We start from the raw sequence: 26,569 nt of genomic DNA on the forward strand, positions 1-26,569 counted from the left end.
AATGTCGAGTTTGCAAATTTTAAAACCATTCGCAAGACGGACAGAGTATAAAATGTTGCGCGAATGGTTTGATGTGGAAGAGAAAGATGTCGGAGAGTTACGGTCAGGTATTTGTGTGATTCCAGCTATCATTCTTTTAAAAATGTCAGAAAGCGATCGTTCGCGCCTTATTCAATGGACAAAAGAGTGGGGAAACCAACTAATGGTTTTCCCACCATATCTTAATTTGGATATTTCATCATTATTGCAGCTGAATCATTCGATTTCCATTAAAGAAATGAATGAATGCATGTATGAAGGAGTTCCGGTTCGTGAAGAAATCGTGACTAACTTAACTCCAGAAATCCAATTACCGACAAAACAAACGGTTGCCGTTGACTTTTATTACGACACAAGCAGTGGCTGCATGACAATCACGACATTGCCGCTTCTTGATTACCGGTTGCTTGAGCAACGTGAAATATGTCAACGTCTATTTCAATCGTTAATGCACATCAATGAAAGAGATACAAAAGATGAAATGAGCGAAGAAAAACAAATTGCTTTTAAGCCTGTTCATCACTTTGTACTTCTTCTCTCAGCAGCCGACGTCATAGAACGAAAACAGCTCGTTCCATTCATTCAAAAGTTTTTCTATTTAGAAGTACGCGAAAATGATGTGAAAAGTGCTTTTGCTGAGCTCGAAAATTTACATTATATTCATTCAGACGGAACCATCACTGAGAAAGGGCAACAGTATATTATGGAAAATGGTTATCGTGCATTTGTAAGAGAAATCATAAAGCGGAGGAACGACGATGGAGAATGGTAAAACGAAACGGGATACCGCGATTGCCAATAGTTTAGTAGCGAAAATCCAGTTAGGGTTGCCAAGTACGGTTACGAAATTAAGCGCGAAAATGCGTTTTATTGATCATATTGCTCCGAAACTTCGCAACAGTGGTGTCATTCGTCCCGTTGAAAAAAAATCGCCACTAACGATTCGGGTATCGGGGATTGCAACAGCAAGCAAAACAATACCGGCATTTGGCGGTATTTTATATAGCGCTGGTGCTGTTCGTCAAGATTTATACATAGAGGAAGGCTCTGTGTACGAAACATTTCAAGACAGCCTCGTTGACATTGATGAAGCGGATGATATTGATATTAACCATAAATTAAAATTTATTCATATCATGCAAGTTTACGATTTGTTAGAAGAGATGTTGTTAGAAGCCCATAAGCCGGAACTGGTGATTGTCGACACTCCGTTAATGCTAGAACGGGCTGACGCGCCAATGGATACACATGGCCAATTATATATTGACTATCAAAACTGTGTAGAAAGAATCAAAAATTTTTGGGAGACATATCAACATTTTATTTTTCCTTTTAATCGAAACGGTATTCGGCTTGTTTCAGTGAGTACTAAACGTTTCGGTTCTATCTTCTACGGTCTCTTTTCTGAAAATAAAAATAAAGAGATGTATATTGTAGATGAAGTGAGTTTTAACGATATCGAGCAAAACAATGAATCGTTATACAAAATTAAAAAGGTTGGCGTAAAAAAACTGTTGCACGGTGTTTTAACTCGAAGAACGCGCACGGCTGCCTATCAATACGATTTATTAGTCCAAACCAATCAGTTAGAGCCTAAAGACATTAGAAATCTAGGGATTATCAATTTTCATTTCCGGGCAGGGATGCATACACAACCTTTATTAGTAGAGATAATGGGAAACGCTCAAGAATGGGATTCTCAAAGTTTAGATGAGCTTACATCCTATCTCGTTTCGCTTTATACGCTCGACCAACCAAAGGCACTCCCGTTGCCGCTTTGGTATGCCGAGTATGCTCTAAAACCAATTCGAAGTGGTGCCATTCTTCATTATTTTAAAACACAGGCACGCGAAATGATTAAAAAGGAAGAAGTAGAAAATGTTTGGACCGAAGAAGTAGACTTTTTCGGGGAGGATGAATGATGAGTCAAGAAAAATATATCGGTAAACTAATTGGGAATACTGGAAACCCGAATGATTTAAAAATGGTGCTTCAAGATAGCTTTTCCGCACGCCGTGGCGAGTTTGTGAAAATTTTACATCAAGAACGTCCAGATGAACAACCGACTTATGTGCTTGGGCGGATTACTTCTATTTCGCGCAGCAATATTTTATATAACAGCGATCTTGGAGAAGGATTGAATTCGATCGAATTATTACCCGGAACACAAATGACTGGGGAGACACTATTTGCTTCCATTGACCTTGTCGGTTACAAGGAACCAGCCACAGGACAAATTCGCATTCCACGTCGCCCGTTAGATCCTGGAAGTAAAGTATATGGTGTTGATTATGAATTTCTTTCTAAGTTTTATCAATTTGATGAAAATAAAAGCATTGCGATTGGCAACTTAATCGGCTATGAACGTGGAGAAAATATTGTTCCTGTTTACTTGGACGTCAATAAATTAGTGACAGAGCATTTAGCAGTTTTGGCGATGACGGGTTCAGGAAAGTCTTATACCGTCGGCCGTATCATCGAACGACTAGTGGCACAAATGAATGGAACCGTTGTTGTGTTTGATACGCATGGTGAATATGGAAAGGCATTTGAAAATGGGGACATTCGTTTCAATACCAACCTTGATCATATTGAAGATGAAAAAGAGCGGGAAAGCATTTTATTTATTCAAGAACGTTTCCGTGCTTTACAAGCGGCAGGAGGCGGCATTCATGTATATACGCCGCAAATGGAAGAATTTGATTACAAATACGCTGGAAAGAATAAACACCTCGCGTTGCAATTTGATCGTTTTGAAATGGACGATTTCGAAGAGATTTTGCCTGGCTTAACAGAACCACAACAACGAGTACTCGATGTAGCGATTCGTTATTGGAAATATAAATATCCACATCCGCCGCGCGATATTAAAGATTTGCGTGAGTTGCTTTCAGGCGATTTAGAAGAATTGCGGGGGTGGGATGAAATAACGGATGCAGAAGCAAGAGCTTTAAGTGGCAGAAGTGCAGCGGTCGCTTCGATGAAATTGAATCGCGTCATTAACGAAGCGCGAAGCTTTTACACAAAAGCGATTGGTGAAACGACGGATATTTATAAATTAATTGGTGAAATGAACGAAAAATATGGGCGATTAATTATTATTGATTTGCAAGGATTGTCAGACGATGCAAAGCAAATTGTCACGGCGCTTGTATCTAGTGAAATTATGCGCGCAGCGGCAGATAAACAACGCCCGATTCGACCTTGTTTTCTTGTATATGAAGAAGGTCATAACTACGCTCCGGCAGGCACACCAACGATTTCGAAAAAAATTATTAAAAAAATTGCCGCAGAAGGTCGTAAGTTTGGGGTAGGTTTTGCCATCGTTTCACAACGTCCTTCTAAATTGGATGCAGATGTCACATCGCAATGCAACACGATTATTACGATGCGCCTTAAAAATCCGGATGATCAACGTTTCATTACGAAAACATCCGATATGTTAACGAAAGCAGACATTGATGAACTTCCATCTTTATCTACAGGGGAAGCGTTAATTACAGGCCGTTCAACTCCTGCTCCGCTACTAGTGAAAGTTGGAACAAAGGCGCTAGTTCATGGCGGACAATCGCCGGAAGTTGTCAAAGAATGGGGCGTATTCGGTGGATAAAGAGCAATTAAAGGCAATGATTATTGAAGAGTTTAAGAATGGAAAAATTCGCGATTCACTTTTTCCCATGCTTTCTGTTCATGGGATTCGTGATTATTCGGAAACCGTTCATTCAGCAGGACTGAATTATATTACGGAAATCGGCCGGCATATTCAAGGAGTAACAGCTTTATCTGAATGTCCTGTTTATCCAATTAACCAACAATATGGCCATAGCATGACCCGGGAAGTCCGACTGGATTCGGTATGGTATCGTCAACAGGACGTAAAGCCAATTCTTGTTTCAGAGTTTGAACGATTTGAAAATTCAAAGGGCAAGCACGATAAACTAAGAGAGAAGATTGAAAATTTATTATTAGCATATCATCAACTTGGTAGCGATTTACCATTTATTCTTTTTGTCTACTGGTCTTACAGCGGGGCTATTCCGAAAAATATCGATAAATACATTAGCATTTTTGATGAAGGGTTCACGTTACCGAACGGTCGCTTTATTCCAGGAATTAATTCGTTCGTTACTGATTATCTCGTTTTTCAAGCTGTGGCCAGCGGAACGAAAGAAAATCTCACCATAAATGAATGGATTCAAGTGAGGTAACAGTCATGGTTCGTAAGCGTTATTCGATTCAACTAAAAAAGGGTATGAATATCGGAGATAAATATATTTTGCAAGAAATGATAGGCGAAGGGTCATACGGATATGTATGGAAAGCCCTTCGCTGTAAAGATGAAGAAATTGTAGCGTTAAAAATACCGAAAAGCCAGGAACGTGGTGATGCAGCATTAGTGGAAGGAGAACGTTTTATTGGCGTTTCCCATGAAAATATTATCAATATTTATTGGATGGGCAGAGTAGACGGTTATTTTGTCATCGAGATGGAACTGTTTGACGGAAAGCCTCTCTCACAAGAGTTAAGTGAAGAGGGAATTAACCATCCACGCACATTTCAAAAAATGTTTGATACTTTTGATCAGGTACTAAATGGCGTTGAATTTATGCACTCTCTACGCATAGCACACGGAGATATTAAACCTGACAATATTTTAATAAATGAAGCTACTGGCTCTTCACCACAAAATGTACTTGACAAAGAAAAATGTTCATGATACGTAAAATTAAAACGATCATTTTTTTCATTTTTTACCATTCGTCTTATTTGAATAATGTCGATATCATAATTTACTTTAAAAGTCAAGTACATCTTTCGGTGATGAACCAAGCTACTGTAAAATTAACAGATTTCGGAACAAGTCGATTGATTGAAGATATTTTTGTAAAAACAATTGATGGTGCAGGAACATTTGCTTATATCGCTCCTGAAGTTCTCCATTCACAGACGCGATATTTAAATTCTGACATTTATTCTTTAGGGGTTTTATTATATCAATTGTTAACAGGAAAAACCCCGCATGACACATATTTTAACGTGATTCATAATGTTCCTTTTCCAAAACCAAGAGAATTAAACGATAGTATTACACCTTCGATGGAAAAGGTAATCATGAAGGCGTTGGAGAGAAATCCGGAAATACGATATCAGTCGGTTACAGATTTCCGCGCGGAATTTAAAAAAGCGGTAGACGAACATTTTAAACAGCAGCAAGGTGAAAAATTTATTCCTCGTGCAACATTAGCCAACAAACAAGACCCGTTAGAATTGGCCATATTGAATTGTAAATTAAAGAAATTTACATTAGCAGAAAAAATTTTAGTTACAGAAATAACAAACGGGAGTACGGTTCCGGAAGTTGTTTTGCAGCTGGCATATGTATATTATAAAACAGGACGTTTATTCGAATCGTTGCGGAAAATTGAAGAGATTGAAAGAACAACGATTGAAGACACACGCCAAGAAAGCTTTACAACAGCCGTAAAAAGTTTAAAAGCAAAAATTTTCTTAGCAATGAAGAAATACGAGGAAGCGCTGCATTTATATGAAGAATTGCATCAAAAAGAACCAAAAAATTTAAATTATCGTTATAAATTGGCAGTGTGTTATGGAGTGTGTGGACAAGGAGAGAAAACGATTCAACTTCTAGAGCAACTCAATCAAGAGACACAAGGGATTTGGGTGGTTGTCAAAAAACTCGGTCAGGCATACGAACAAAAAAAGGACTACGAGCGGGCAAGAGCCTATTTCAAATATGCTTTAAAACTTCGGCCTGATGACGAGTATGTAAAGCAGAGGTTAACAACTTATGATTATTACTTGTAACCTCATATGTGGGGGAGCGGTTTTATCCTGTCCCCCACAATAACGTAGAAGCTAAAACAATTTCATTTGCTCCTCGGCTGAAATGTTTTCTCCATCTATTATATACCCCATTGCTCGGTATCCTGCTAATCTTTTTTCAAACATCTTTTTCATAATCGGTATTTTGTGATCGACGTAATCATATACACGTACTTCTTGTTTATTCGCATGAATTCGGTGCAGACGTCCTACATATTGTTGTAACGTACCTTTCCACGAAATTGGCATTGCTAAAAATAAGGTGTCCAGCCTCGTGTTATCAAACCCTTCACCCACATATTTACCTGTAGCAATCACTAGTCTCTCTACACCATCTGGAATAGAAGCAAGCTTTTGTAGAGCTTGCGTTTTTTCTTTTCTCTTCATATTCCCAGAAAGCACAATAATATTTTTAGCAAATCCCTTAAATAGATTTTGTAAAATTTCAACATGTTCAACTCGTTCTGTTAAAATTAGCGGGCAGCGGCCTTCTTCAAGTGCGGACAATACGTCATCAAACAATTGTTGATTTCGTTGTTCATTAATTACAATTTCATGATAAAGATGTTGGATGTCTTTGCTTAAAGATGTAAAATTTGTATATCTTGGTATTAAGCGGTGAATGAATGGCCGTACTTTTGCTTGTGTTTTCCCATCAATTTTATAACGAACAGGTCCACACTGCATATGAATAATGGGATGTAACCCATCTTTACGTGTCGGTGTAGCTGTTAATCCACACACATACTTAGCACGAATTTGTTTTAATACCCGTTCAAAACTGAACGCAGAAATATGATGGCATTCATCAATAATAATTTGACCGTATTGTGTAATAAACGACTTCAGTTCCCCTTTGTAATTTAAGCTTTGAATAGTAGCTATATCAACATTTCCTGTGATTTTGTTTTTTCCGCCACCGATTTGTCCAATTTCTTTTGATGGGATATTAAGAAACATAGATAATTGCTCTATCCATTGTTGTATCAACTGCGTCCGATGAACAACGACTAACGTATTAACTTTTCGTTCCGCAATTAAAGCCGCTGCTATCACTGTTTTTCCAAAACCGGTTGTTGCCGAGAGAATTCCTATATCATGCTTCAGTAGTTGCGATAAAGCATCATGTTGCTGGGAAGTTAACTCACCGTGAAATTGTACTTCAATTACTTGACCATCGAATCGATGGTCATTGACTTCAGCGTGAATAGATAGAGATGAGAGGAGATCAATAACCTCTTCCAAACAACCACGTGGTAATACTAAATATCCTCTTTCCTCCCAAGAACAGTTAATGACTCGTGGTATCCCGTATGTTGACAAACGGCTTTTCTGAGCTTTATAAAATTCAGGGTTTGCAAATGTTGCTGTTTTTGTCAACTTAGTCAAAAGGGAAGAGGGAACACCATCTTTTTTTACATATAGCCCATTTTTTAATTCAATTGTTACTTTCTTTGGATATATTTCATTAGTAGTAATCAACTTATTTTCATACTTCCGTATAACATCTTGCACTTCGTTTTTTGTCATCATTTGAACAGAAGACAAGTATAGCCATTGATCTGGATAAGGTGTAAAAGATTCGTCCACAAATACACTATTCCCGTTGGCTCTTGGTTTTCGCTGGAGAGGTAAAGCGATTAAGTTACCAAACCCGCCTTTAGGAAGTGTATCTTGATTCGGAAATAGTCGATCATAAGAATCTAAACCGAGTTCATATCGATTTTCTAACGTTTTTGCAAGCAACACCATTCCCATTTTACGAGCTACCGAAGCAGGAATCGCTTCGGAGAAAAAGATCCATACATGCGCACCATTTCCAGACCTTGATCGCTCAATACTATACGGTACGGAAAACTGTTTACATATGTTGACAAAAACTAATACATCTTCTTTCCAATTATTTTTATCAAAATCAATTGCTAAAAAGAAACAAGTTTCATCTTTTTGCATTGGATAAATTCCAATTGTGTGTTTTCCACTTAAATGATCGTAAAGTACCTGATCATCTAGTGGCAACAACGTTCGGTGTTTGCACTCACTACATTTAATCTCCGGTTTTCGACAAAAAGGCGGTTGCCATTCATAGGCACAAGCCGGGGTATATCCCGTTCGTCCATCTTTTGACTCCCAGCGAACCGCATATACATCTGTTCGGCCTCGGAAAAGTCGCTTGAATAATCGAATCTTTTCTTCCGGTGAGGAGCGGTTATTGACCATCAGATTAGCTGAAGGAACAACAGAACGAACGTCCCTATTCTTTTGCATCATTGTTGAAAGAACTTGTTTTAAATATTCGTTTTCTTTTCTCAAACGTTCACATTCCGCAAGTACCTGTTCCAATTGAATTCGGATATCCATAACCTTCCCTCTGACCCATTTTAATAAGCTGCTAATGTTATTGTAAAACATTGCGCTAGAAGTTAAAAGTGAACACACCTTCATTAACCTAAAGGAAAAATATTATTGGAATAGGAGAACTCGACACAAGGTTGTGAAAGTGATATCATGATATAAAAACTTGAAGGAGGCCGTAGTCATTATGAGCATTCTCAAAAAAGGGCTAGCGTTTGGACTCGGATTGGCGTTAGCGAGCAAAGAACAAGTAGAAAAGCTAATTGATGAATTGGTGAAAAAAGGGGAATTGTCCCTTGAAGAATCGAAGGATGTTATCGACCAGTGGAAGCAGCAAACAGAAGAAAGAAAAGCGGAATTGCAGCGTATCGTGCGCGAACAGATCAAACAAGTGATCGATAAATTCGATTTAGTGACGAAAGACGAGCTGCAACAATTAGAGCAACGAATCCGCCGTTTAGAAGAAAAAGAAGACCAGTAATCAAACGGGGCCGCCCATATGGCCATTAAAGGAGATGGACGGATGATTGGAAAAAGAATGCGCCATATGAGCCGCTATCGCGATATCGCTGTCGCTTTGCTCCGCCATGGCTTTGAAATGGTGGTCGAAGAAATCGGTTTTTCCCAGCTTCTTTCCCTTCCGCAACGGCTGCGTGTGGACAAAAAGGAGAAGAATGAAAAAACGATCGGTGAGCGCATCCGCCTAGTACTTGAGGAACTAGGACCAACCTTCGTGAAATTAGGCCAGCTGGCCAGTACGCGCCCCGATTTAATTCCAGAACAAATTATTCGTGAACTGGAAAAATTGCAAGATCAAGTCCCGCCTTTTTCGTTTGCCGATGTTCGCCGCATTATCGAGGAGGAGTTGGGGGAGGAACTGGATCATATTTTTCATTCTTTTGAGGAAACTCCGCTTGCCGCCGCCTCGATCGGACAAGTTCATCGGGCAGTCCTTCATTCCGGCGAAAAAGTGGCGGTGAAAATTCAGCGTCCGCATATCGCCTCAATCATGGAAACGGATTTGGAAATTCTTCAAGATTTAACCATGATTGCAGAACGCCGCTTGGCGTGGGCGGCGCAATATCAGATGCGGGATATATTGGACGAACTATCGAAATCGCTTCGCCTAGAGCTCGATTACACCGTGGAAGCGCGCAATGCCGAAAAATTTTCCAAACAGTTTCAAAGCGATCCGACGATTTATGTGCCAAAAGTGTTTTGGGACTATTCAACAAAAAAAGTGCTGACGATGGAATATGTGGAAGGCATCAAACTAGGGGAACTTGAGCGGCTGAAGCAACGCGGCTATAATTTAAAAATTCTCGCGGAGCGGCTGGCCAAGGGAATGTTCCAGCAAATTTTTATGAAAGGCTTTTTTCATGGCGACCCCCATCCGGGAAATGTGTTAGCCTTGCCAGGAAACGTGATTGCGTTCATCGATTTCGGCATGGTAGGACGAATCACTTCAGAAATGAAATATCATTTATCGTCCTTCATTATCGCTTTGATGCGCCAAAGCACCGATGGAATCATGAAAACGATCGGGGATATGGGCTTGGTGCCGGATGATGTAGATGTAAGCCAGCTGCGCGAAGATATCGAGAAATTAAGGGAAAAATATTATCATATTCCGTTGAGCCAAGTCAGCCTCGGCGCAGCGGTTCACGATTTGCTTCACGTTGCATTCCGCCACTCGATCCGCATCCCGAGCGATTTAACGTTATTAGGGAAGGCGTTGCTGACGGTGGAAGGGGTCGTGGAAAAATTGGATCCCGACTTTAGCATTATCGACATTGCCGAACCGTTTGGTCGCCAGCTGCTAAAGGAACGGCTGCGTCCGAAAAACGTAGCGGAAATGGCATGGAAACGCCTTTCCGATTACGGTGAACTGTTCGTAGATCTGCCAAAAAATGTAAAAGAATTAACAAGGCTGATGAAACAAGGGAAAGTGCGCTTAGAGATCGGCATCCCTGACTTGGATTTTCTATTAAGAAAATTAGACCAAATCAGTAACCGCTTATCGTTTAGCATCGTTTTGCTCTCCTTCAGCATCATTATGGTCGGCATCATCATTGGCTCGTCGATGGGCAGACAATCGACATTATTGTGGAAAATCCCGGCCATCGAAATTGGCTTTTTCGTCGCTACCTTAATGTTTTGCTGGCTTTTATATTCTATTTTTAGATCGGGAAGGTTTTGAGTGGAACTACCCCCGCTACTGGCTAACGTCAGTGGGTGGGGGATTTTTTTATGTTGCTGGCTGCAAGTGTGCGGCGGCGAAGAAAACAAATGGGACTATAAACGTGTGGACGGTTTGCTAATGGAAGAGCGTCAAGGGGCAATGTTCGTTCTTCCACTCTCAGCTATTATTGAAACAGGGAACCATATCGCCGAAGCGAATGTGCGCAAGAACTCATGCGGATTATTTGGATAAAGAATCGCCTTGGGCACAACTAAATTCAAGAAGGGGAACAGAAGATTCAAACTCCAGCTGATTTCTGTCTTGCGTTAGCTTCTTTTAGTTTATTGATCGTCTGGAAGTGCATGCTTCGGCTTGTCGTCATCTTTTCTGCTTCCGCAGGAACTTTTCTTGCATTGATCCACTAAATAAGCTCGTTTTCTTGAGTAAGAAACATATTACAAAAAGTGGGGAATCAAGTAAAATAAAAGAGAGAAACAAGCCGAGAGAAAGGGAATAGGTATGCAAGCGGCGAATGGAAAACATGGACGCATTATTTTTCATATCGACTGCAATTCGTTTTTTGCTAGCTGCGAGATAGCACGCGATCCGTCGCTGAAAGAGAAACCTGTCGTCGTGGCAGGCGACCCGAAAGAACGGAGAGGGATTGTGCTAGCGGCCAATTATCTCGCTAAGCAGCTTGGCATTTATACGACGATGCCGCTATGGGAAGCAAAGAAAAAATGTCCATCTCTTGTTGTGCGGAAACCAAATTTTTCGCTTTACCGCGAAATGAGCCAGCAAGTGTTCGCATTTTTACAGCGTATTTCTCCGCTTCTTGAGCGCGCTTCTATCGATGAAGGGTATTTAGATGTGACAGAAGTTTCATCGTCCCAACATCCGCTTGAATTAGCCCACCATATTCAGCGCGGACTACTTGAAACATTGCGTATCCCTGTCAGCATCGGCATTGCACCGAACAAGTTTTTAGCGAAAATGGCAAGCGAAATGAAAAAACCGCTCGGCATTACTGTCTTGCGCAAACGCGACGTCCCAATCGTATTATGGCCGCTTCAGGTTGAACAGATGCATGGAGTAGGCGACAAAACTGCTGAAAAACTGAATGCGATGGGGATTGTCACAATTGGCGACTTAGCAAAAGCCGAAGAAACAGCACTCCAACAAAAACTCGGTATTTATGGCCTTCGTTTGAAAGAGCGGGCAAATGGCATTGACCACAGTCCGGTTGATCCAGAAGCGGGGGAGAAGTGGAAATCAGTCGGCAACTCCACAACGCTTCCATACGATGTAACAGAAGAACATGTTTTGTTTCAAGTACTTCGTGAACTTGCGGAGTCTGTCAGCGTACGAATGAAACAGAAGCGGGTGGTGTCTGCGACGGTTCAATTGACGATCCGCTATCACAACTTCCAAACGATCACCCGCAGCAAAACGTGGGACAACCCGTTTCAAGAAGCGGAAGAAATTTTTCGCTATGCAGCGCATTTATTGAAAAAGCACTGGAACAGTGAGCCCATTCGATTGCTCGGCATCACCGCTCTTGACGTCTTTGATCGCAAAGAAGCCGTCAAACAGCTCGACTTGTTCCATTACGAAGAAGAAGCGAAAACCGAAGCGTTATGGAAAACGGTAGAGAAGCTCCGAAAAAAATTCGGCGACGCAGCGATTCAAAAAGGTGCCGCCTTGTTAGAAAAAGAGAACTAGCAACAAAATAAAATGATCACATGAAGATTTTCGCATGAGCCTGTCATATTGCAGGGGAATTTACCATAATAAATATGAACATGCATCCCATCCGTTAATGGCTCATAGGATATTACGAATGAGAAAAAATGGGAGGGATTTCATCATGGATTCTTATTTATACAACGATGCAAGGTTCATTAAAGACCTTGAAAAAGCCATTAACGGAGAGTATAGTGCGATTCATTGTTATGCCAAATTGGCTGATTTGGCAGCAAAAGAAAACGTGCGAAAACAAATTCTTGAAATTCGGCAGGATGAGATCAAACATTTTCAACAATTTGAGTATATTTACGTCAGTCTAACCGGAAAACGTCCTCAACCGAAGATTATTGAAGAATGCCCAGATGTTTATGTAAATGGGCTAGAATTTGCTTTACAAGATGAACAGCGAACAGTGGATTTTTATTTAGAAATTACAGATTATACGACCAGCCCGTATATAAAAGAAGTATTTCGCCGAGCAGCGGCGGATGAACAAAATCACGCCGTTTGGTTTTTATACTATTTTTCCAAAGCCCGATGATCGTTATCATGGGCGTTTTTCTTTTAGTGAAAATTAGTATTTAAGTCATTTTATGGTGTAGCAACATGGCATGAACGCCTATCCTAAAAACAAAATTTGTCTAAAAAACAACCTCCACCTAGCCTTTGGAATATAATTTCTAAATAAAGGTATTACGTTATATATATGGTTCATCACCAAAAGATGTACTTGATTTTTACAAAAATATGATAAGAGTCTCTAAACGGATACGTAACGTTGGATATTTCTGTAGCCATATCCTCGACGTTTAATCAGTTTGATTTGGTTGTAGAATTTATTAGTGGCGCATTGTTTGCATTAGGATTATTTACTCCGATTGCCGCTCTTTTGATTGCTGGAACAATGGTTGTCGCAATTGTTAAAGTTCACGGTCCAAATGGTTATTGGATTACTCAAAATGGTTTTGAATAATACACGATCTTCGATTAGACTTTACGGTCGTTTCCTCTAGAGAGCTGTTTCAACAATGTTGCTAACTTCTGCTTCTTTTAGCGATTTTTGATTATATGTATAAGATCTTTTACGAATTTCGTCGTAATTCTGTAACATATTTGTCAAACTATCAAAGAATTTATGGTTGTTTTTTTGTTATAGTATTTTAGTGAGATTTCCACTAAATAGTTTTCGTCACTCAGAAAGTGACTGATTTTTATGGGGTTTTCATGTTTTTCATATTAATAATGTTTTATTTAATGTTTAATTTTGTGAAATTATGAACATAATAACACCAAATTTTTGATGAAATCCCTAGAAAACAGAAATGTTAAAATGCCACGTATAAATTACACATAATTGTTTGTTATATTTCATAAATTACACATGATTGTCTGTTATATTTCATCTTGGAAATACAGATTAAGAGAAAAAGGAGGAAACTCTAATGAATCAAGATGCATAGTCATGTGAAATTATGAACATGATATCACTAAAGGTCAAATTCTGAGGAAATACTTAAGGAGGAACTACTATGGATTCAGTGTTGTTGGCAAGAATGCAATTTGCTTTGACTACAATCTACCATTTCTTCTTCGTGCCGCTTACCATTGGCTTAGCATTTATTATCGCTTTGATGCAAACGTTATACGTCGTGAAGAAAAATGAGATTTATAAAAAAATGGCGAAATTCTGGGGACATTTGTTCCTGATTAACTTTGCTGTAGGGGTTGTAACTGGGATTATTCAGGAATTCCAATTTGGGATGAACTGGTCGGATTATTCTAGATTTGTCGGTGACGTCTTCGGGGCACCCTTGGCCATTGAAGCGTTGCTTGCTTTCTTTATGGAATCCACTTTTATCGGCCTTTGGATTTTCGGTTGGGATCGTTTACCTAAAAAAGTGCACTTGGCAAGCATTTGGCTTGTATCTATTGGGACTATTATTTCCGGTTTTTGGATTTTAACAGCAAACTCTTTCATGCAAGTGCCTGTTGGTTATGAAATTAGAAATGGCAGGGCGGAAATGGTTGACTTTCTTGCACTTATAACCAATGGACAATTATGGGTGGAGTTTCCGCATGTCATCACAGGTGCATTAGCTACCGGAGCATTCTTCATTGCTGGTGTAAGTGCCTATAACCTATTAAGAAAGAAACATATTGAATTTTACAAGAAATCGATGAATATTGCCTTAATCATTGGTTTCATCGGCAGTTTAGGCACAGCCTTCACCGGACATGGCCAAGCACAATATCTTGTGAAAACACAGCCGATGAAAATGGCAGCTGCAGAAGGTATTTGGGAAGATACTCCCGATCCTGCACCATGGTCAGCATTTGCTTGGATTGATACAAAGAACCAAGAAAATAAGTTTGAACTAAATATTCCTTACGCATTAAGCTATTTAGCTTATTCTAAATTTGAAGGCAGTTTAAAAGGAATGAAAACTCTCCAAGCTGAATACGCGAAAAAATACGATCCAATCGTTGGCAAAGGAACGAATTATATCCCTCCAGTCAAAACGACGTATTGGAGCTTCCGTTTAATGATTGGCTTTGGCATGGCGATGATCTTATTATCGATGATTGGTCTGTATCTGTGGAAAAAGGGACGCCTTGAGCAAAGCAGTATGTTCTTGAAAATCCTTGTACCGGCTATCTCGTTTCCGTTTTTGGCAAACACTTTCGGATGGATCATGACCGAAGTGGGCCGTCAGCCATGGACAGTATTTGGATTGATGACAACAGCTGACGCTGTATCACCAAATGTTTCTGCAGGGACCATTTTATTTTCCATCATTATGTACACACTGATATTCACGATTCTTGCAGGTGTGATGGTTTATTTAATGGTTCGTGAAATTAAACGAGGACCGGTAGAGCATCAAGATGTAAATTCAACGGTATCAATAGATCCATTCAATAAGGCAGGTGTTTAAGGATGGAATTGAGTGAACTTTGGTTTGTCTTAATCTCCGTACTTTTTATTGGGTTCTTCTTTCTTGAAGGTTTTGATTTTGGTGTAGGAATGTCGACTCGTTTCCTTGCCCGTGATCAAAAAGAGCGGACTATCATGGTGAACACAATCGGGCCTTTCTGGGACGCGAATGAAGTATGGCTAATAACTGGAGCGGGTGCCATTTTTGCAGCCTTTCCGCACTGGTATGCAACGATGTTCAGCGGCTATTACTTGCTGATGCTGACAGTCTTGCTGAGCCTAATTGGACGCGGTGTTGCTTTTGAATATCGCCGCAAGGTTGAAGACACGCGCTGGACGAATGTATGGGACTGGGTGATCTTTTTCGGAAGCTTGCTGCCGCCGTTTCTTCTAGGCGTTCTGTTTACAAGTATGCTTAAGGGTATGCCGATCCATGAAGATATGAATATGGAGGCAGGTTTCTCGGATGTTATGAATATTTATTCCATTTGGGGCGGCTTAACGATTACATTACTGTGCTTATTGCATGGATTGACTTTCCTATCTTTAAAAACAGAAGGAGAGATCAGACAACGGTCGGCTGCTTTAGCTAAAAAATTGGTGTTGGCCGTATTGGGATTACTTATCGTCTTTGTAGGACTCTCTTCGTTTATGACAGATATTTTTGAGGTACGCCCTATCCTTGAGCCTATTATTGTTGTATTGATTGTGCTTGCTTATGGATTATCATACTATTTCATTTCCAATAAACGCGAAGGAATGGCATTCACTATGACAGGACTTGGAATCGGACTAACGGTATCATCGATTTTCGTTGGACTGTTCCCAAGAGTGATGGTCAGTTCCTTGAACAAAGCCTTTAATTTAACGGTCTACAACGCATCCAGTGGGGCATATTCCTTGAAAATAATGACAATTGTGGCCGTAACGATTTTACCGTTTGTATTAGGGTATACTATTTATAGCTATTACGTATTCCGTAAACGAGTATCTGACAAGGAGCATTTAACGTACTGATGGATAAAACATTGTTCTCTTACAAAGGGATTAAGCCGGTTTTAGCTGGTCTGGCGATATTAACGGTTATTCAAGGTACTATCATTATTATTCAGGCTTATTTTTTGGCAGACGCAATCTCCTCCCTTTTCGGGAGAGATTTGTTTGCCAATGTCTTTAAAAAATTGGCCATATTCTTTCTTGCGTTAGTTGTTCGCCAACTGCTTACCGTTTGGAAAAGAAATATATCCTACTATTTTGCTGCCAGAACAAGTAAAGAGTTGCGGGAATCATTATTGCAAAAGCTGTTTCAACTCGGCCCTCGTTTTGTAAAAGAAGAAGGCTCCGGACAGACAGTCACCTTGGTGATGGAAGGAATGATGAAATTCCGCCGCTATTTGGAGATTATTCTTCCGAAATTGATGAATTCGGCAATTATACCTGTTATGATCTGTATCTTTATCTTTTTTGTAAATATCCGATCCGCTGTCATTTTGGGCCTAACCGTTCCGATACTTATTGCTTTTATGATTTTGCTTGGATTGGCGGCAAAAATAAAGGCTGATCGCCAATATGAATCCTATCAAATGCTGTCCAATCATTTTGTCGATTCTTTAAGAGGATTGGAGACGCTCAAATATTTGGGATTAAGCCGGCAGCACATCAACAACATTATTTTCGTAAGTGAAAGATATCGACGGGCTACAATGGAAACTTTGCGTATCGCCTTTTTATCTTCGTTTGCATTGGATTTTTTTACAATGCTTTCCATAGCGACCGTCGCCGTTTTTCTTGGAATGGATTTAATAAACGGGAAGATGGAGTTGCGTCCAGCGTTGACGATTCTTATCCTGGCGCCGGAGTACTTCCTGCCAATCAGGGAGGTAGGGGCCGATTACCATGCGACGCTTGACGGTAAAGAAGCAGGAAAAAAGATTCAGGAAATCCTTGATAAGGAATCGTTGCAGCAAAAACAGGATCCTATCCCCCTTTGGAAATCAACAAGTACATTTACATTTTCTGTTAAAGGGATAAGTGTACATTTTGCAGACAGCGATCGTCCAGTTTTGCAAGATATCCAATTTTCTGTTTCAGGCTCAAAAAAAATTGGAATTATTGGAGCCAGCGGTGCGGGAAAATCCACATTGATTGATACATTAAGCGGATTTTTAACACCTTCGTCAGGTGAATTTCAGATAAACGGCAAGAAGTTAACAACTTTATCTCAGTTGAATTGGCAAAATCAAATAACGTATATTCCCCAACACCCTTATATATTTCACGATACTGTTTTAAACAATATTCGTTTTTATGATCCGGAAGCAACCGTGAAAGAAGTAGAAAAGGCGGCAGAGAGAGCGGGCCTCACCGAAGTGATTCAATCGCTGCCGCATGGATTCGAGACGATCATTGGGGAAGGTGGACGGAGCCTAAGCGGCGGACAAGAGCAACGGATCGCCCTCGCACGAGCATTCTTAAGCAACCGTCCTATCATCATTCTTGATGAGCCAACTGCCCATCTTGATATTGAAACGGAATACGAATTAAAAGAGACGATGTTACAATTGTTTAACGGCAAGCTCGTATTTTTTGCTACACATCGCTTGCATTGGATGCTTGATATGGATCAAATCATTGTTCTTGATCAAGGCAAAATAGTGGAAATCGGAACACACGAACAGTTAATCAGACAGCATTCTACTTATTATCAGCTTGTTAAAACACAAATGGAGGACCTCTAATGGACAAAGAGAATTGGATCTTCCCGTATTTGCGTCAATATCACGGCTTGTTTGCGTTGGCTATTCTTCTTGGTCCGCTTACCATTCTCTTTGGCGGAGCATTGATGTTTACTTCAGGTTATTTAATTTCTAAAGCGGCGACACAACCAGAATCCATTTTAATGGTTTATGTGCCGATTGTTGGTGTCCGTGCATTTGGTGTTGGTCGGGCTGTGCTTAGCTATGTGGGGAGACTGACAGGACACCAATTCATTTTGAAGATACTTTCCGAAATGCGCGTTCGCTTATATAAAATCATTGAGCCACAAGCTTTGTTTCTTCGTTCCCGCTTACGCACGGGCGACATTCTTGGTGTACTCGCCGATGATATTGAGCATTTGCAGGATTTTTACTTAAAAATACTGTTTCCTTCGATTGTTTCATTAGTCATTTACACAGTGATCATTATTTGTGCGGGACTTTTCTCGATTCCATTCGCAATTCTCCTAGCTGTATTTATAGGGTTGTTGATTTTTGTCGGCCCAATTATTTCATACATTTATATGAAAACAAAAAATGAACAATTGAAAAGGGGAAGGCACCAACTTTATCAACAGTTTACCGATATGGTTTTTGGCATAAGCGACTGGATATTTAGCGGGAAACACGCGACTTATATTCAACGATACGAAACACAAGAACAAAAATTGCTCGAACTTGAAACAAAGAAACATTCCTTTGTGAACTGGCGAGACGTTTTAAATCAGATTGTGCTTGGTGCCATTGTCATCATCGCCATCTATTGGGCCAATGAGCAGACGCTAAGAGGAGAATTTTCGCCCACGATGATTGCTGCTTGTGGTCTCGTAGCACTGTCCTTAGTGGAATCATTTTTACCGATCGCGGGGGCAGTTAGTGAAACATCATCTTATCAAGATTCATTAAAGCGTCTTGAAGCCATTCAAGCAGAGTCCTCCCTACCTTGGATAGAAGCAGATGGATGGAAAGATTCACTGAATTTATCTCAAGTAGCGATTGAAATCAACCATTTATCATTTGGGTATACTTCTGAAACTCCATTGCTGGACGGTTTTAATTTAAAAATAGGTCAGGGTGAGAAAATTGCCATTATCGGGCGCAGCGGATCCGGAAAATCGACGCTGTTGAAACTAATTCAAGGAGCACTTGTACCGACTCATGGAGAAGTGCGTATAAATGGGATGAATGCACATGAGTTGGCTTCAGCTGTTCCAAAATTAATGGCTGTTCTCAACCAAAAGCCTTATTTATTCAATACATCCGTCATGAACAACATCCGTCTTGGCAACCCAGAAGCAACGGATGAGGAAGTATATGAAGTAGCCAAAATGGTTCAATTGCATCAGATGATTATCCAACTGCCTAAAGGATATGGGACGAACATGCATGAAACAGGTTCTCGCTTTTCCGGTGGTGAACGGCAAAGAATCGCACTTGCACGGATATTATTGCAAAAAACTCCGATAGTCATCATGGATGAACCGACAGTTGGGCTCGATCCAATCACAGAAGCGAGCCTATTGGCTACTATTTTCGATACACTGAAGGGAAAAACGATTATTTGGGTAACACACCATTTGATGGGTGTGGAGAAAATGGATCGCATCCTTTTCCTTGAAAAAGGAAAAATCATCATGGATGGCAGCCATCAACAACTGTTTGAAAGTGAGGAAAGATATCGACGTTTATATGCACTGGATCGTCCGCTTTACAATTTACAATCGGGGAAAGCTCATGCAGGGCGTAGCCCGTCTTTAGACACGGGATGAACCGATTGCTTTGACGCAGTCAAAGATAGTATACTTCTTAATTAGAAGGGGAAAAGTCAAGCGTCTTGAATCGGGCGTACAGGGCACAAAGCACCATAGCGGTGTTTGCCCATGAAAGTCTTGCGGAACAAGGGTGAGTTCCTATACGGTAGGTATAAGAGAAACCCTTTTGTACGCAAGAACCCCTCGGCTTCAGCCGTTGGGAGGTTCAGAGGAGTGAGTGGTAGGTAATCAACGAAGTTTATCGAACAAAACGAAGTTTATCGAACAAAAAGAAAATCTCATTATGAAGTTCCATGGTCATGATCATTCAGATGGAACACCAGAAGAAATCTCCGAGTTCGATCCTTTTCATATTCATAAAAAGAAAGACTCTTTCGATACCCAAGCGGCATTCCGTGAAAGCGAGATTGTGTAACTAAAAAACCTAAGAGGGCAGTAGTAAATAGCAACTGCCTTGTTTTTTGTTTTTATTATTAGTTTACATAACATAAATTATAGGAAGTTATAGTATGATTATCTCATAATATAAGTAAACTTAATATATTGAGATAAAAACAAAAAATAAAACGTGCAGCGGCTCAAAATGTTTAGCAAACCGCTGCACGTTAGTGTTGGAACGATTGTTGAATCATCATCTCATCCTTCCATGTAAGTTACGCGATGTCGACGTTCCGGTAGCGTACGCCTTTATATTGAACACGGACAGGAATGCCTAATTCTTTTTCATACGCCTTCATTATCTTTTTCGCTTTTAAAAACGCATCCATCATTCCGTCGGCGAGAATGGCTTCTTCTCGCACCATTGGCTTGGTTTGATCTGTATAGAAAGAAAAGACATACTGTTTCAACGCTATCACCTCCCATTTATATTATAGAAAAAATCTGTGTCCATTCAAATATATAAACTGTTACAATTGTGTTAACTTTTTATTAATCTCTTACCATATTCAATCACAGAAAAAAACGTGTAGTCATTTAAGCTACACGTTTGTAAGTGTGTTACGGGTTATTTATTTTCCATTCCCAATACTTCAAATAGCTATAAGGGTTGATCGCATTCCAATTCAAATCATACATGCCAAAATGCAAATGAGCAATAAATTTTCCTGTCGTTCCGACTGGACCGTATCCAGAATCACCTACATAACCGATGAGTTGCCCTTTTTTTACCATTTGTCCTTGTTCGATGCCTGTTGCGTAGCCTTGCATATGTGCATAATAAATGTAAACCCCTTCATTTGTTTTGACAGTAAGACGCCAGCCACCAAAATCACTCCACCCTTTCCGAATGATCGTTCCGTCTGTTGCGGAGTAAATCGGTGTTCCTTTTGGCGCGATAATGTCTGTTCCTTCATGAACGCGGTCACCGCCATATTGTCGGCTTTCTCCGTACGTATCTCCAAACGGCGTGTACGTCCCTGTTTTAAGCGGGAAAAGAGCGTTTTGCAAGCGGTCGGGAGCTACAGGCTTCGAAAGTTCTCCGTCAGTCATTTTTAATACTTGGCCAACATAAATCGTGTCGGAAGCTAAATTGTTTATCGTTTTCAACTGTTGCACCGTCGTTCCGTATTTAGTCGCGATACTATATAAGCTATCCCCTGCTTGCACCGTATAGGTGACGGCTTTTGTAGTTGTTGTTGGCTCAGTCGGCGCAGCAGCTGCCGGTGTTTCCGCTGGCTTCACGACATATAAAATTTGACCAACATAAATCGCGTCTGAGTTTAATTGGTTCCAAGTTTTTAAATCAACAAGTGAAACTCCATAATCCCGAGCAATGATAGAAAGCGATTCGCCTGACCGAACGGTATGGGTCGCATATGTTCCTTTCTCTGCTGGGATGATTAACGTTTGACCAGGATAAATAAAATCACTTGCAAGTTTGTTGCGAATTTTAATATCGGCAATCAACACTTGGTATGTTTTAGCAATTGAGGATAAACTATCTCCTGCCTTTACTATATAAGTTGATTCATGCTGATGTGACGGCAATAATGTCAACGTTTGGCCAACATAAATCCGGTCATCTTTTAGCGTATTCCAAGTTTTTAAATCGGCAACGGATATATGATACGCCGTAGCAATTTTCCATAAACTATCCCCTGTTTGTACTTTGTACGTCAATTCGTGTGCATGTGCTTGTCCTACTCCGCTAGCGAACAATGCGAAGGTTAATCCTGCTACCCATGTTTTTTTCTTCATGCTGCACCTCTCTCTGCTAGTTTGATATATTCCCATTTTACTTGGAAAATAGCAGAGGAGGCAGACTGTAATTGTTGGAAATATTCGAACAACAAAAAAAGCTGACGCTAAGCATCAACTTCTTTTGTTTTTATATTCGCTAATCGCTTCTGAATAACGGCGAAAAATCTCTTCTTTCGGCCATAAAAGTTGTTGCTGTAAATACTCAGCCACGAGTGTATCTTCTGCTAATCCTGCCGCAAATTGCCGTTTCACCCAGCGTTCCGCCTCGTCTATACTTTGGAAAGAAACGGAATCGTCGTTGAACACTTTCCACGCGCGTTCGTCTTCATAAACAAGCAGAAACCACTGTTCTTCGCTGTTTTTGAAAAAGATGCCTTGAACATGTGCCTTTGTATTATAACGGTTTTGCTCCGCATCGCGATAAACAGGCGGAAGATGAAATGCCGCCACGGCAAAGCGCGAAAACGTATGTTCATACATCAAACAACCAGAAGCTTTCGGGTGGCCTCCACCGCCAAATTGCCGAGCAAATGCCGCCACATCTACTTCGTCATGAATCGTTCGAAACCCAATATGTTTCGTGCCAACATTCACCATCGCGATTAAATCCAAATGCGGCAGCCGTTTCGCTAAAGCATTTCCTAATTCGGATATATGTTGCTCTGCAAATACGATTCCAACACAATATCTGTCGATCCATGTTTGCACTAATTGTTTTTGTTTTAAGCGGATGTAGCGTTCGACTTTCTTTTCTTCCGTTTGAAATAAATACTGTTCCATATCTGTAAATGAAAACGGCATTTGTGCTCGCAAACGAGCCATCATTTGCTGAATAAACTCTTCCATCCCTAATATCGTCAATAAATCATTTAACCGTTTCGCCTCAATGTTTTGATTTTCATCCCACTCCCACGTATCGTACTGACGGACAAGCTCAACAAACGCATCTAACGTTTCGTTTCGCTGCAATTTTTGCTCACGAACGAGATATTCATAAAATAGCGATGTCGCACACGTTTTCTTTCCGTGTTCATCCATCGGCTCAACTAATCCCCACGGATAGCGGTTAAAATGAAGGGCAGTCACATGGTGGTCAATCATTTGTACATGCTTTCCCGCCTGAAACCGTTTGGCCAATTTTTTCTCTATTTCTTCGTTTACCGCTAAGTCGGTAATATATAAATGCACTTCGTCATGCTGGCTATTTTCAATGAATTGTCGCACGCGCTCATTTAAATTTCGATACGAACAATAGGAAATATCGACATTGTCACCGAAAGCAAGCTTTGCAAGCAATCCGCAACCAATTCCGTCTAAGTCGCTATCTGTAAACAATTTCACCATTCTACTTCCCCGCCTTATTTTGTCCTACAAGCTCTTATACAATAATTTCTTTAAAAGTGGGAACAACATATCTGGAAGGTGGGCAACGTCTGGAACAAAAAGGCTATGTTTTCCGTAAATGTTTTGAATCGTTTTCTGCTGTCCTTCCTCTATTTCCCCATTTGCTAAAAAAATATTGATCACTTCGATTCCTTTTTTTCTTGCTTCGAGTACGGCTTCGTGCGTATCAATGATTCCATTTTGCTCATAGCCATATGCCGCCGGCTCTCCATCAGAAAAAACTAATAAAAATTTTTGTTTCTCTGTACGTTGTGCTAATTGATCTGTCATCATTCGGATCGCAAAGCCGTCGCGATTATCTTCTTGGGGCTCAAGCTGAACAATTTCTGCGCCACTTTGCTTCTTCAGTGAAGTAGAAAAAGAAATGACCGTCTGAAAATAATTCGGTTGCTTCGTTTCATCGGCTTCATTCGCATCTTCCCAAAAACCAACAATTTGATGCGGAACGGCTACCGATTTCAATGCCTCATGAAATAAAACGATTCCGCGTTTCGTTTCGTCCATTTTATCATACATCGAGGCGGAGCAATCAACTAACAACGTAAAAACAGCATCGATGGCGATAGACGGATCTTGTTTTTTGTAAAACAGGCGCGGCTGTTCCTCCGTCCATAAACGAAGTAATTTTTTATGCAGGCGGCCAAAATGCAAATCGGCGCGCGGCATCGTTTTTTTATGCTCGAGCGTTTTTTCGATCATTTTCTTTAATTTCTTCTGATAAACAGCAATCTCTGCTTTCTTTTTCTCGTATTCTCGAATTTGTTGCGAAGAAGGTGGATGAGGGGAAAGGAAAATCGCTTCTGCGTACCGATTTTCTTTTCCGTACGGCTCGCCTTTTCCAGATGACCGGATGTCGATCTTTTCTGCCGTTTTTTGTTTCGTATAGTCGGTTCGGTTGCTTTTTTTGGCGGAACCTTGAACGATGGCAAGCGCTTGATCTCCTTCTTCTCCTTCGCGCACCCCTTCTCCTAACCAATTCGTTTGTGAGCCTTGTTCCAGTTCAAATCGCAAAAAACTTTTCGTCATATCGCTCGTTTCGCGATGCCATGTCGGTAATGTTTGTTCGTGAAGGTCCTCATCTCCTTCAGCCGCTTGATCGAACACGTCACAGTTATTCAATGGATCCTTTCGTTTTATATCTTCGATTGTCGTTGCCGGTGCATCAGGTTCGTAGCTATGTTCTGGCAAATAAAAATACGTATTTAACATATCCTGTTCTAACACTTCATCGAACATTTCCGTCAGCATAAACACGGTATGGGCTACATCGTTCGTCGAAGCGGCGTCGAAAATTTGGCTCAACATTTGCCGAAGTCGCGGCATGAGGCGGTCAATCGGTTCGTGAATGAAAGGAATCTCTTCGAGTGGTGATTCAGATGTCAGCAACAAATAGATGACCGCAAATAATGTATCGGTATACACGCTTTTTATTAAATTGGCATTCATTTGGCTTTGGAAATAATGACGGTACGCGCGGCGCCGAGTACGGAACCACTTTTTTGTCCCAGGGCGCTCTTTTTTGCAAAGTTCCTCAAGCCGTAAATCTTCCGCCAGCATAAATAACTGTTTCGCAAAGCGAGGAATCGAAGTCGTATTCGCTTGATCAATGAACGCTCGCACTGCAGCAATATCTGTATACTGTAACGTACCGACAGCTCGCAAGCATACATCGCTTTTTAATCCGTCTATTTTTTCAGCATTCGAACGGTTATCCCAAAAATAACTGACGTATAATTTCCGATTCACAAAATCCACATACGATTGAAACCCAAATGCCACTTCCCAGTCGCTTTGCTTCGTCAACGTTTTCGTTAAATCAGATAGCTGCATAAATAAAAACGAATCCATTTTTTTATCATTAAACTGGATGAACCGTTTCATCGTTATTCCCTCACTCGAAGAGCGTTTCAGCAATGTTGCGTACAGCGGCTTTTTCGCGATCATCTTCTAGTTTTTCGACAATCCCGCGTTCAATTGCTCGGAGCGGCGGCAAATAGACCGCTAAGTCGCATGCGTCAATTAAGGCACGAATGGAAGCCGCTTCCTCAGAAATTTGACCGTTTTTGACTTGGATAAGCAAATCTGCCGAGAGTTTAACAAAACGTTCGATTAACACGTCGTCCTTTAATATACTTTGCGCCAACAAGACAGATTTTAATGCAGCGCCTTGAATGTACGGCACATCGATGACAATAAAGCGATTTTTCAGCGCTTCATTCAAAGGAACCGTTCCGATATAGCCTTCGTTAATCGCTGCAATCACTCCAAATGTATTTTCCGCTTTGACCACTTCGCCAGTAAATGGATTCGTGATCGTTTTCCGATAATCGAGTACTCCGTTCAAAATCGGCAACGTTTCTGGTTTCGCCATGTTAATTTCGTCAATATAGAGCAAATGCCCTTTTTTCATCGCTTGAATGACAGGCCCGGGAATAAACTCAATGACCGTTTTTCCGTCTCGTTCTTGAATCGTTTTAAAGCCGAGCAATGCTTCTGCATCTAAATCAACAGAGCAGTTGATACTATGCATTGGTTGACCAAATAAAAACGATAACGTTTCTGCTAGCTTTGTTTTTCCGGCACCTGTTGGCCCTTTCAAGAGCACATTTTTCCCGAGCGCCAACGCAACGACGGCGTCGTGAATTATGTCTGTAGCCGCTTCTGTATAACCGCCATTTCCGATTAAATAGGCATCTTCATCATAAGCAAATTGCTGCTTTCGTTTTTGAATCATTTGTTCGATCGCAGCGGGCAATGATGGAATATTCATGATGTTTATCGTCCTTTCTGTCATATTTAATCACCATATCATTCTACTCGATCTCTTGCGTTTGACGCAAAAAAGACGATTAGTTTCTTGTAAAAATGTTATGTAAACAAAATAGGTGGAAGAGAGCAACTACTTTTGCCCTCTTAGCTATAGTTATCTTGAATAGCCTTACGAATAAGCGCTTCACAGCGGTCTAACTCCGCCTTCAACTGTCGTTTATACAATTTCGCTTTTTCGTATCCGCCATCGGCAAATCGATAGTAAACGACTTCTTGATACTTCATGCCTTCTTTCTTTTGTTTCACTTGTTTTAAAATGCCGTCTTCGATTAAATCGTGCAACGCCTTATATACTTCTGAATGGTTCGGTTTATAGCCGTACGGTTTAAACTCTTGCCGCAGCACGTCTAATATTTTCAGACCGTATAAACGTTCTTGTTCTGTCAACGTAATTAAATACAATTTTAAAAACGCGCGCTGCTTTAATAAAAATCCGCTTGGTGTCCGTTTCTCTGGCATAAATCTAGCTCCTTTCCTGTTGGAAATGATCGTATGTCATACTCAT

General features: G+C 40.5%; 23 protein-coding genes and 1 pseudogene. 17 read left to right on the forward strand and 7 right to left on the reverse strand.

All coding sequences use genetic code 11. The features are described from left to right. Nucleotide 1: 1 nt before the first annotated feature. The 6 genes from M4I42_RS08380 (at nucleotide 2) to M4I42_RS08405 (ending at nucleotide 5,865) form a co-directional block, all read left to right on the forward strand. Entirely contained in the window at nucleotides 2-811 is an 810-nt protein-coding gene (locus M4I42_RS08380; protein ID WP_268851755.1) for a hypothetical protein, read from the forward strand. Then, complete coding sequence (locus tag M4I42_RS08385; protein ID WP_268851756.1) at nucleotides 798-1,961, forward strand: hypothetical protein; 1,164 nt, start codon at nucleotides 798-800, stop codon at nucleotides 1,959-1,961. The genes M4I42_RS08380 and M4I42_RS08385 overlap by 14 nt, the downstream gene beginning before the upstream one ends. Next, entirely contained in the window at nucleotides 1,961-3,649 is a 1,689-nt protein-coding gene (locus M4I42_RS08390) for a helicase HerA domain-containing protein (RefSeq protein WP_268851757.1), read from the forward strand. The genes M4I42_RS08385 and M4I42_RS08390 overlap by 1 nt, the downstream gene beginning before the upstream one ends. Beyond that, nucleotides 3,642-4,247, forward strand: a complete 606-nt coding sequence (locus M4I42_RS08395) for a hypothetical protein (RefSeq protein ID WP_268851758.1) — start codon at nucleotides 3,642-3,644, stop codon at nucleotides 4,245-4,247. The genes M4I42_RS08390 and M4I42_RS08395 overlap by 8 nt, the downstream gene beginning before the upstream one ends. Before the next feature lie 5 nt (nucleotides 4,248-4,252). Beyond that, nucleotides 4,253-4,756, forward strand: coding sequence for a protein kinase domain-containing protein (locus M4I42_RS08400; protein ID WP_268851759.1), 504 nt, complete (start codon nucleotides 4,253-4,255; stop codon nucleotides 4,754-4,756). A gap of 104 nt (nucleotides 4,757-4,860) precedes the next feature. Continuing rightward, entirely contained in the window at nucleotides 4,861-5,865 is a 1,005-nt protein-coding gene (locus tag M4I42_RS08405) for a protein kinase domain-containing protein (protein ID WP_268851774.1), read from the forward strand. Nucleotides 5,866-5,916: 51 nt separating this feature from the next. Here M4I42_RS08405 and M4I42_RS08410 read toward each other — a convergent pair whose 3' ends face one another. After that, nucleotides 5,917-8,244: a TOTE conflict system archaeo-eukaryotic primase domain-containing protein gene (locus tag M4I42_RS08410; RefSeq protein ID WP_268851760.1), complete on the reverse strand. Its 2,328-nt coding sequence runs from the start codon at nucleotides 8,242-8,244 to the stop codon at nucleotides 5,917-5,919. Nucleotides 8,245-8,425: 181 nt separating this feature from the next. Between M4I42_RS08410 and M4I42_RS08415 the strand changes: the two genes are divergently transcribed. From M4I42_RS08415 to M4I42_RS08465, 11 genes and pseudogenes are all read left to right on the forward strand, one after another. Next, on the forward strand, nucleotides 8,426-8,719 hold the full coding sequence (locus tag M4I42_RS08415; RefSeq protein WP_066324950.1) for a phasin family protein: 294 nt from the start codon (nucleotides 8,426-8,428) through the stop codon (nucleotides 8,717-8,719). 42 nt (nucleotides 8,720-8,761) lie between these two features. Continuing rightward, entirely contained in the window at nucleotides 8,762-10,438 is a 1,677-nt protein-coding gene (locus M4I42_RS08420) for an ABC1 kinase family protein (protein WP_268851775.1), read from the forward strand. Next, a complete protein-coding gene (locus tag M4I42_RS08425; protein WP_268851761.1) occupies nucleotides 10,439-10,672 on the forward strand; it encodes a hypothetical protein in 234 nt (77 codons plus the stop codon). It abuts the gene before it with no gap. Between the two features lie 267 nt (nucleotides 10,673-10,939). Continuing rightward, nucleotides 10,940-12,142 (forward strand): DNA polymerase IV, encoded by a 1,203-nt coding sequence (locus M4I42_RS08430; RefSeq protein WP_268851762.1) that lies wholly within the window; start codon nucleotides 10,940-10,942, stop codon nucleotides 12,140-12,142. 145 nt (nucleotides 12,143-12,287) lie between these two features. Further along, nucleotides 12,288-12,707, forward strand: a complete 420-nt coding sequence (locus M4I42_RS08435) for a ferritin-like domain-containing protein (protein WP_268851763.1) — start codon at nucleotides 12,288-12,290, stop codon at nucleotides 12,705-12,707. Between the two features lie 285 nt (nucleotides 12,708-12,992). Continuing rightward, nucleotides 12,993-13,136 (forward strand): annotated as a pseudogene (locus M4I42_RS08440) (DoxX family protein); the annotation flags it as partial. 559 nt (nucleotides 13,137-13,695) lie between these two features. Then, complete coding sequence (locus tag M4I42_RS08445) at nucleotides 13,696-15,102, forward strand: cytochrome ubiquinol oxidase subunit I (RefSeq protein ID WP_268851764.1); 1,407 nt, start codon at nucleotides 13,696-13,698, stop codon at nucleotides 15,100-15,102. A 2-nt stretch (nucleotides 15,103-15,104) separates the two neighbouring features. After that, the gene (cydB, locus tag M4I42_RS08450) at nucleotides 15,105-16,118 is read left to right on the forward strand and encodes a cytochrome d ubiquinol oxidase subunit II (protein ID WP_268851765.1); all 1,014 of its coding nucleotides are present in this window, start codon (nucleotides 15,105-15,107) and stop codon (nucleotides 16,116-16,118) included. Beyond that, a complete protein-coding gene (gene cydD, locus M4I42_RS08455; RefSeq protein WP_268851766.1) occupies nucleotides 16,118-17,839 on the forward strand; it encodes a thiol reductant ABC exporter subunit CydD in 1,722 nt (573 codons plus the stop codon). The genes cydB and cydD overlap by 1 nt, the downstream gene beginning before the upstream one ends. Further along, nucleotides 17,839-19,626 carry a thiol reductant ABC exporter subunit CydC gene (cydC, locus tag M4I42_RS08460; protein WP_268851767.1) on the forward strand — a complete coding sequence of 596 codons (1,788 nt, stop codon included), beginning with the start codon at nucleotides 17,839-17,841 and terminating at the stop codon, nucleotides 19,624-19,626. Before cydD ends, cydC begins: the two co-directional genes overlap by 1 nt. Before the next feature lie 220 nt (nucleotides 19,627-19,846). Beyond that, the gene (locus M4I42_RS08465; RefSeq protein WP_268851768.1) at nucleotides 19,847-20,044 is read left to right on the forward strand and encodes a hypothetical protein; all 198 of its coding nucleotides are present in this window, start codon (nucleotides 19,847-19,849) and stop codon (nucleotides 20,042-20,044) included. A 238-nt stretch (nucleotides 20,045-20,282) separates the two neighbouring features. Here the strand turns inward: M4I42_RS08465 and M4I42_RS08470 are convergent, their stop codons facing one another. From M4I42_RS08470 to M4I42_RS08505, 6 genes are all read right to left on the reverse strand, one after another. Next, nucleotides 20,283-20,477: a hypothetical protein gene (locus M4I42_RS08470; RefSeq protein ID WP_268851769.1), complete on the reverse strand. Its 195-nt coding sequence runs from the start codon at nucleotides 20,475-20,477 to the stop codon at nucleotides 20,283-20,285. Between the two features lie 151 nt (nucleotides 20,478-20,628). Continuing rightward, nucleotides 20,629-21,828 (reverse strand): LysM peptidoglycan-binding domain-containing protein, encoded by a 1,200-nt coding sequence (locus M4I42_RS17105; protein ID WP_328284600.1) that lies wholly within the window; start codon nucleotides 21,826-21,828, stop codon nucleotides 20,629-20,631. A gap of 114 nt (nucleotides 21,829-21,942) precedes the next feature. Beyond that, nucleotides 21,943-23,175: a DHH family phosphoesterase gene (locus M4I42_RS08490; RefSeq protein ID WP_268851770.1), complete on the reverse strand. Its 1,233-nt coding sequence runs from the start codon at nucleotides 23,173-23,175 to the stop codon at nucleotides 21,943-21,945. Nucleotides 23,176-23,199: 24 nt separating this feature from the next. Beyond that, nucleotides 23,200-25,116 (reverse strand): vWA domain-containing protein, encoded by a 1,917-nt coding sequence (locus M4I42_RS08495; RefSeq protein ID WP_268851771.1) that lies wholly within the window; start codon nucleotides 25,114-25,116, stop codon nucleotides 23,200-23,202. Between the two features lie 10 nt (nucleotides 25,117-25,126). Then, complete coding sequence (locus tag M4I42_RS08500; RefSeq protein WP_268851772.1) at nucleotides 25,127-26,005, reverse strand: ATP-binding protein; 879 nt, start codon at nucleotides 26,003-26,005, stop codon at nucleotides 25,127-25,129. 143 nt (nucleotides 26,006-26,148) lie between these two features. Further along, nucleotides 26,149-26,523 carry a helix-turn-helix transcriptional regulator gene (locus M4I42_RS08505; protein WP_268851773.1) on the reverse strand — a complete coding sequence of 125 codons (375 nt, stop codon included), beginning with the start codon at nucleotides 26,521-26,523 and terminating at the stop codon, nucleotides 26,149-26,151. Nucleotides 26,524-26,569 lie beyond the last annotated feature (46 nt).

It is taken from the genome of Anoxybacillus sp. J5B_2022 (assembly GCF_026847645.1).
In the GTDB taxonomy this organism is placed as follows: domain Bacteria; phylum Bacillota; class Bacilli; order Bacillales; family Anoxybacillaceae; genus Anoxybacteroides.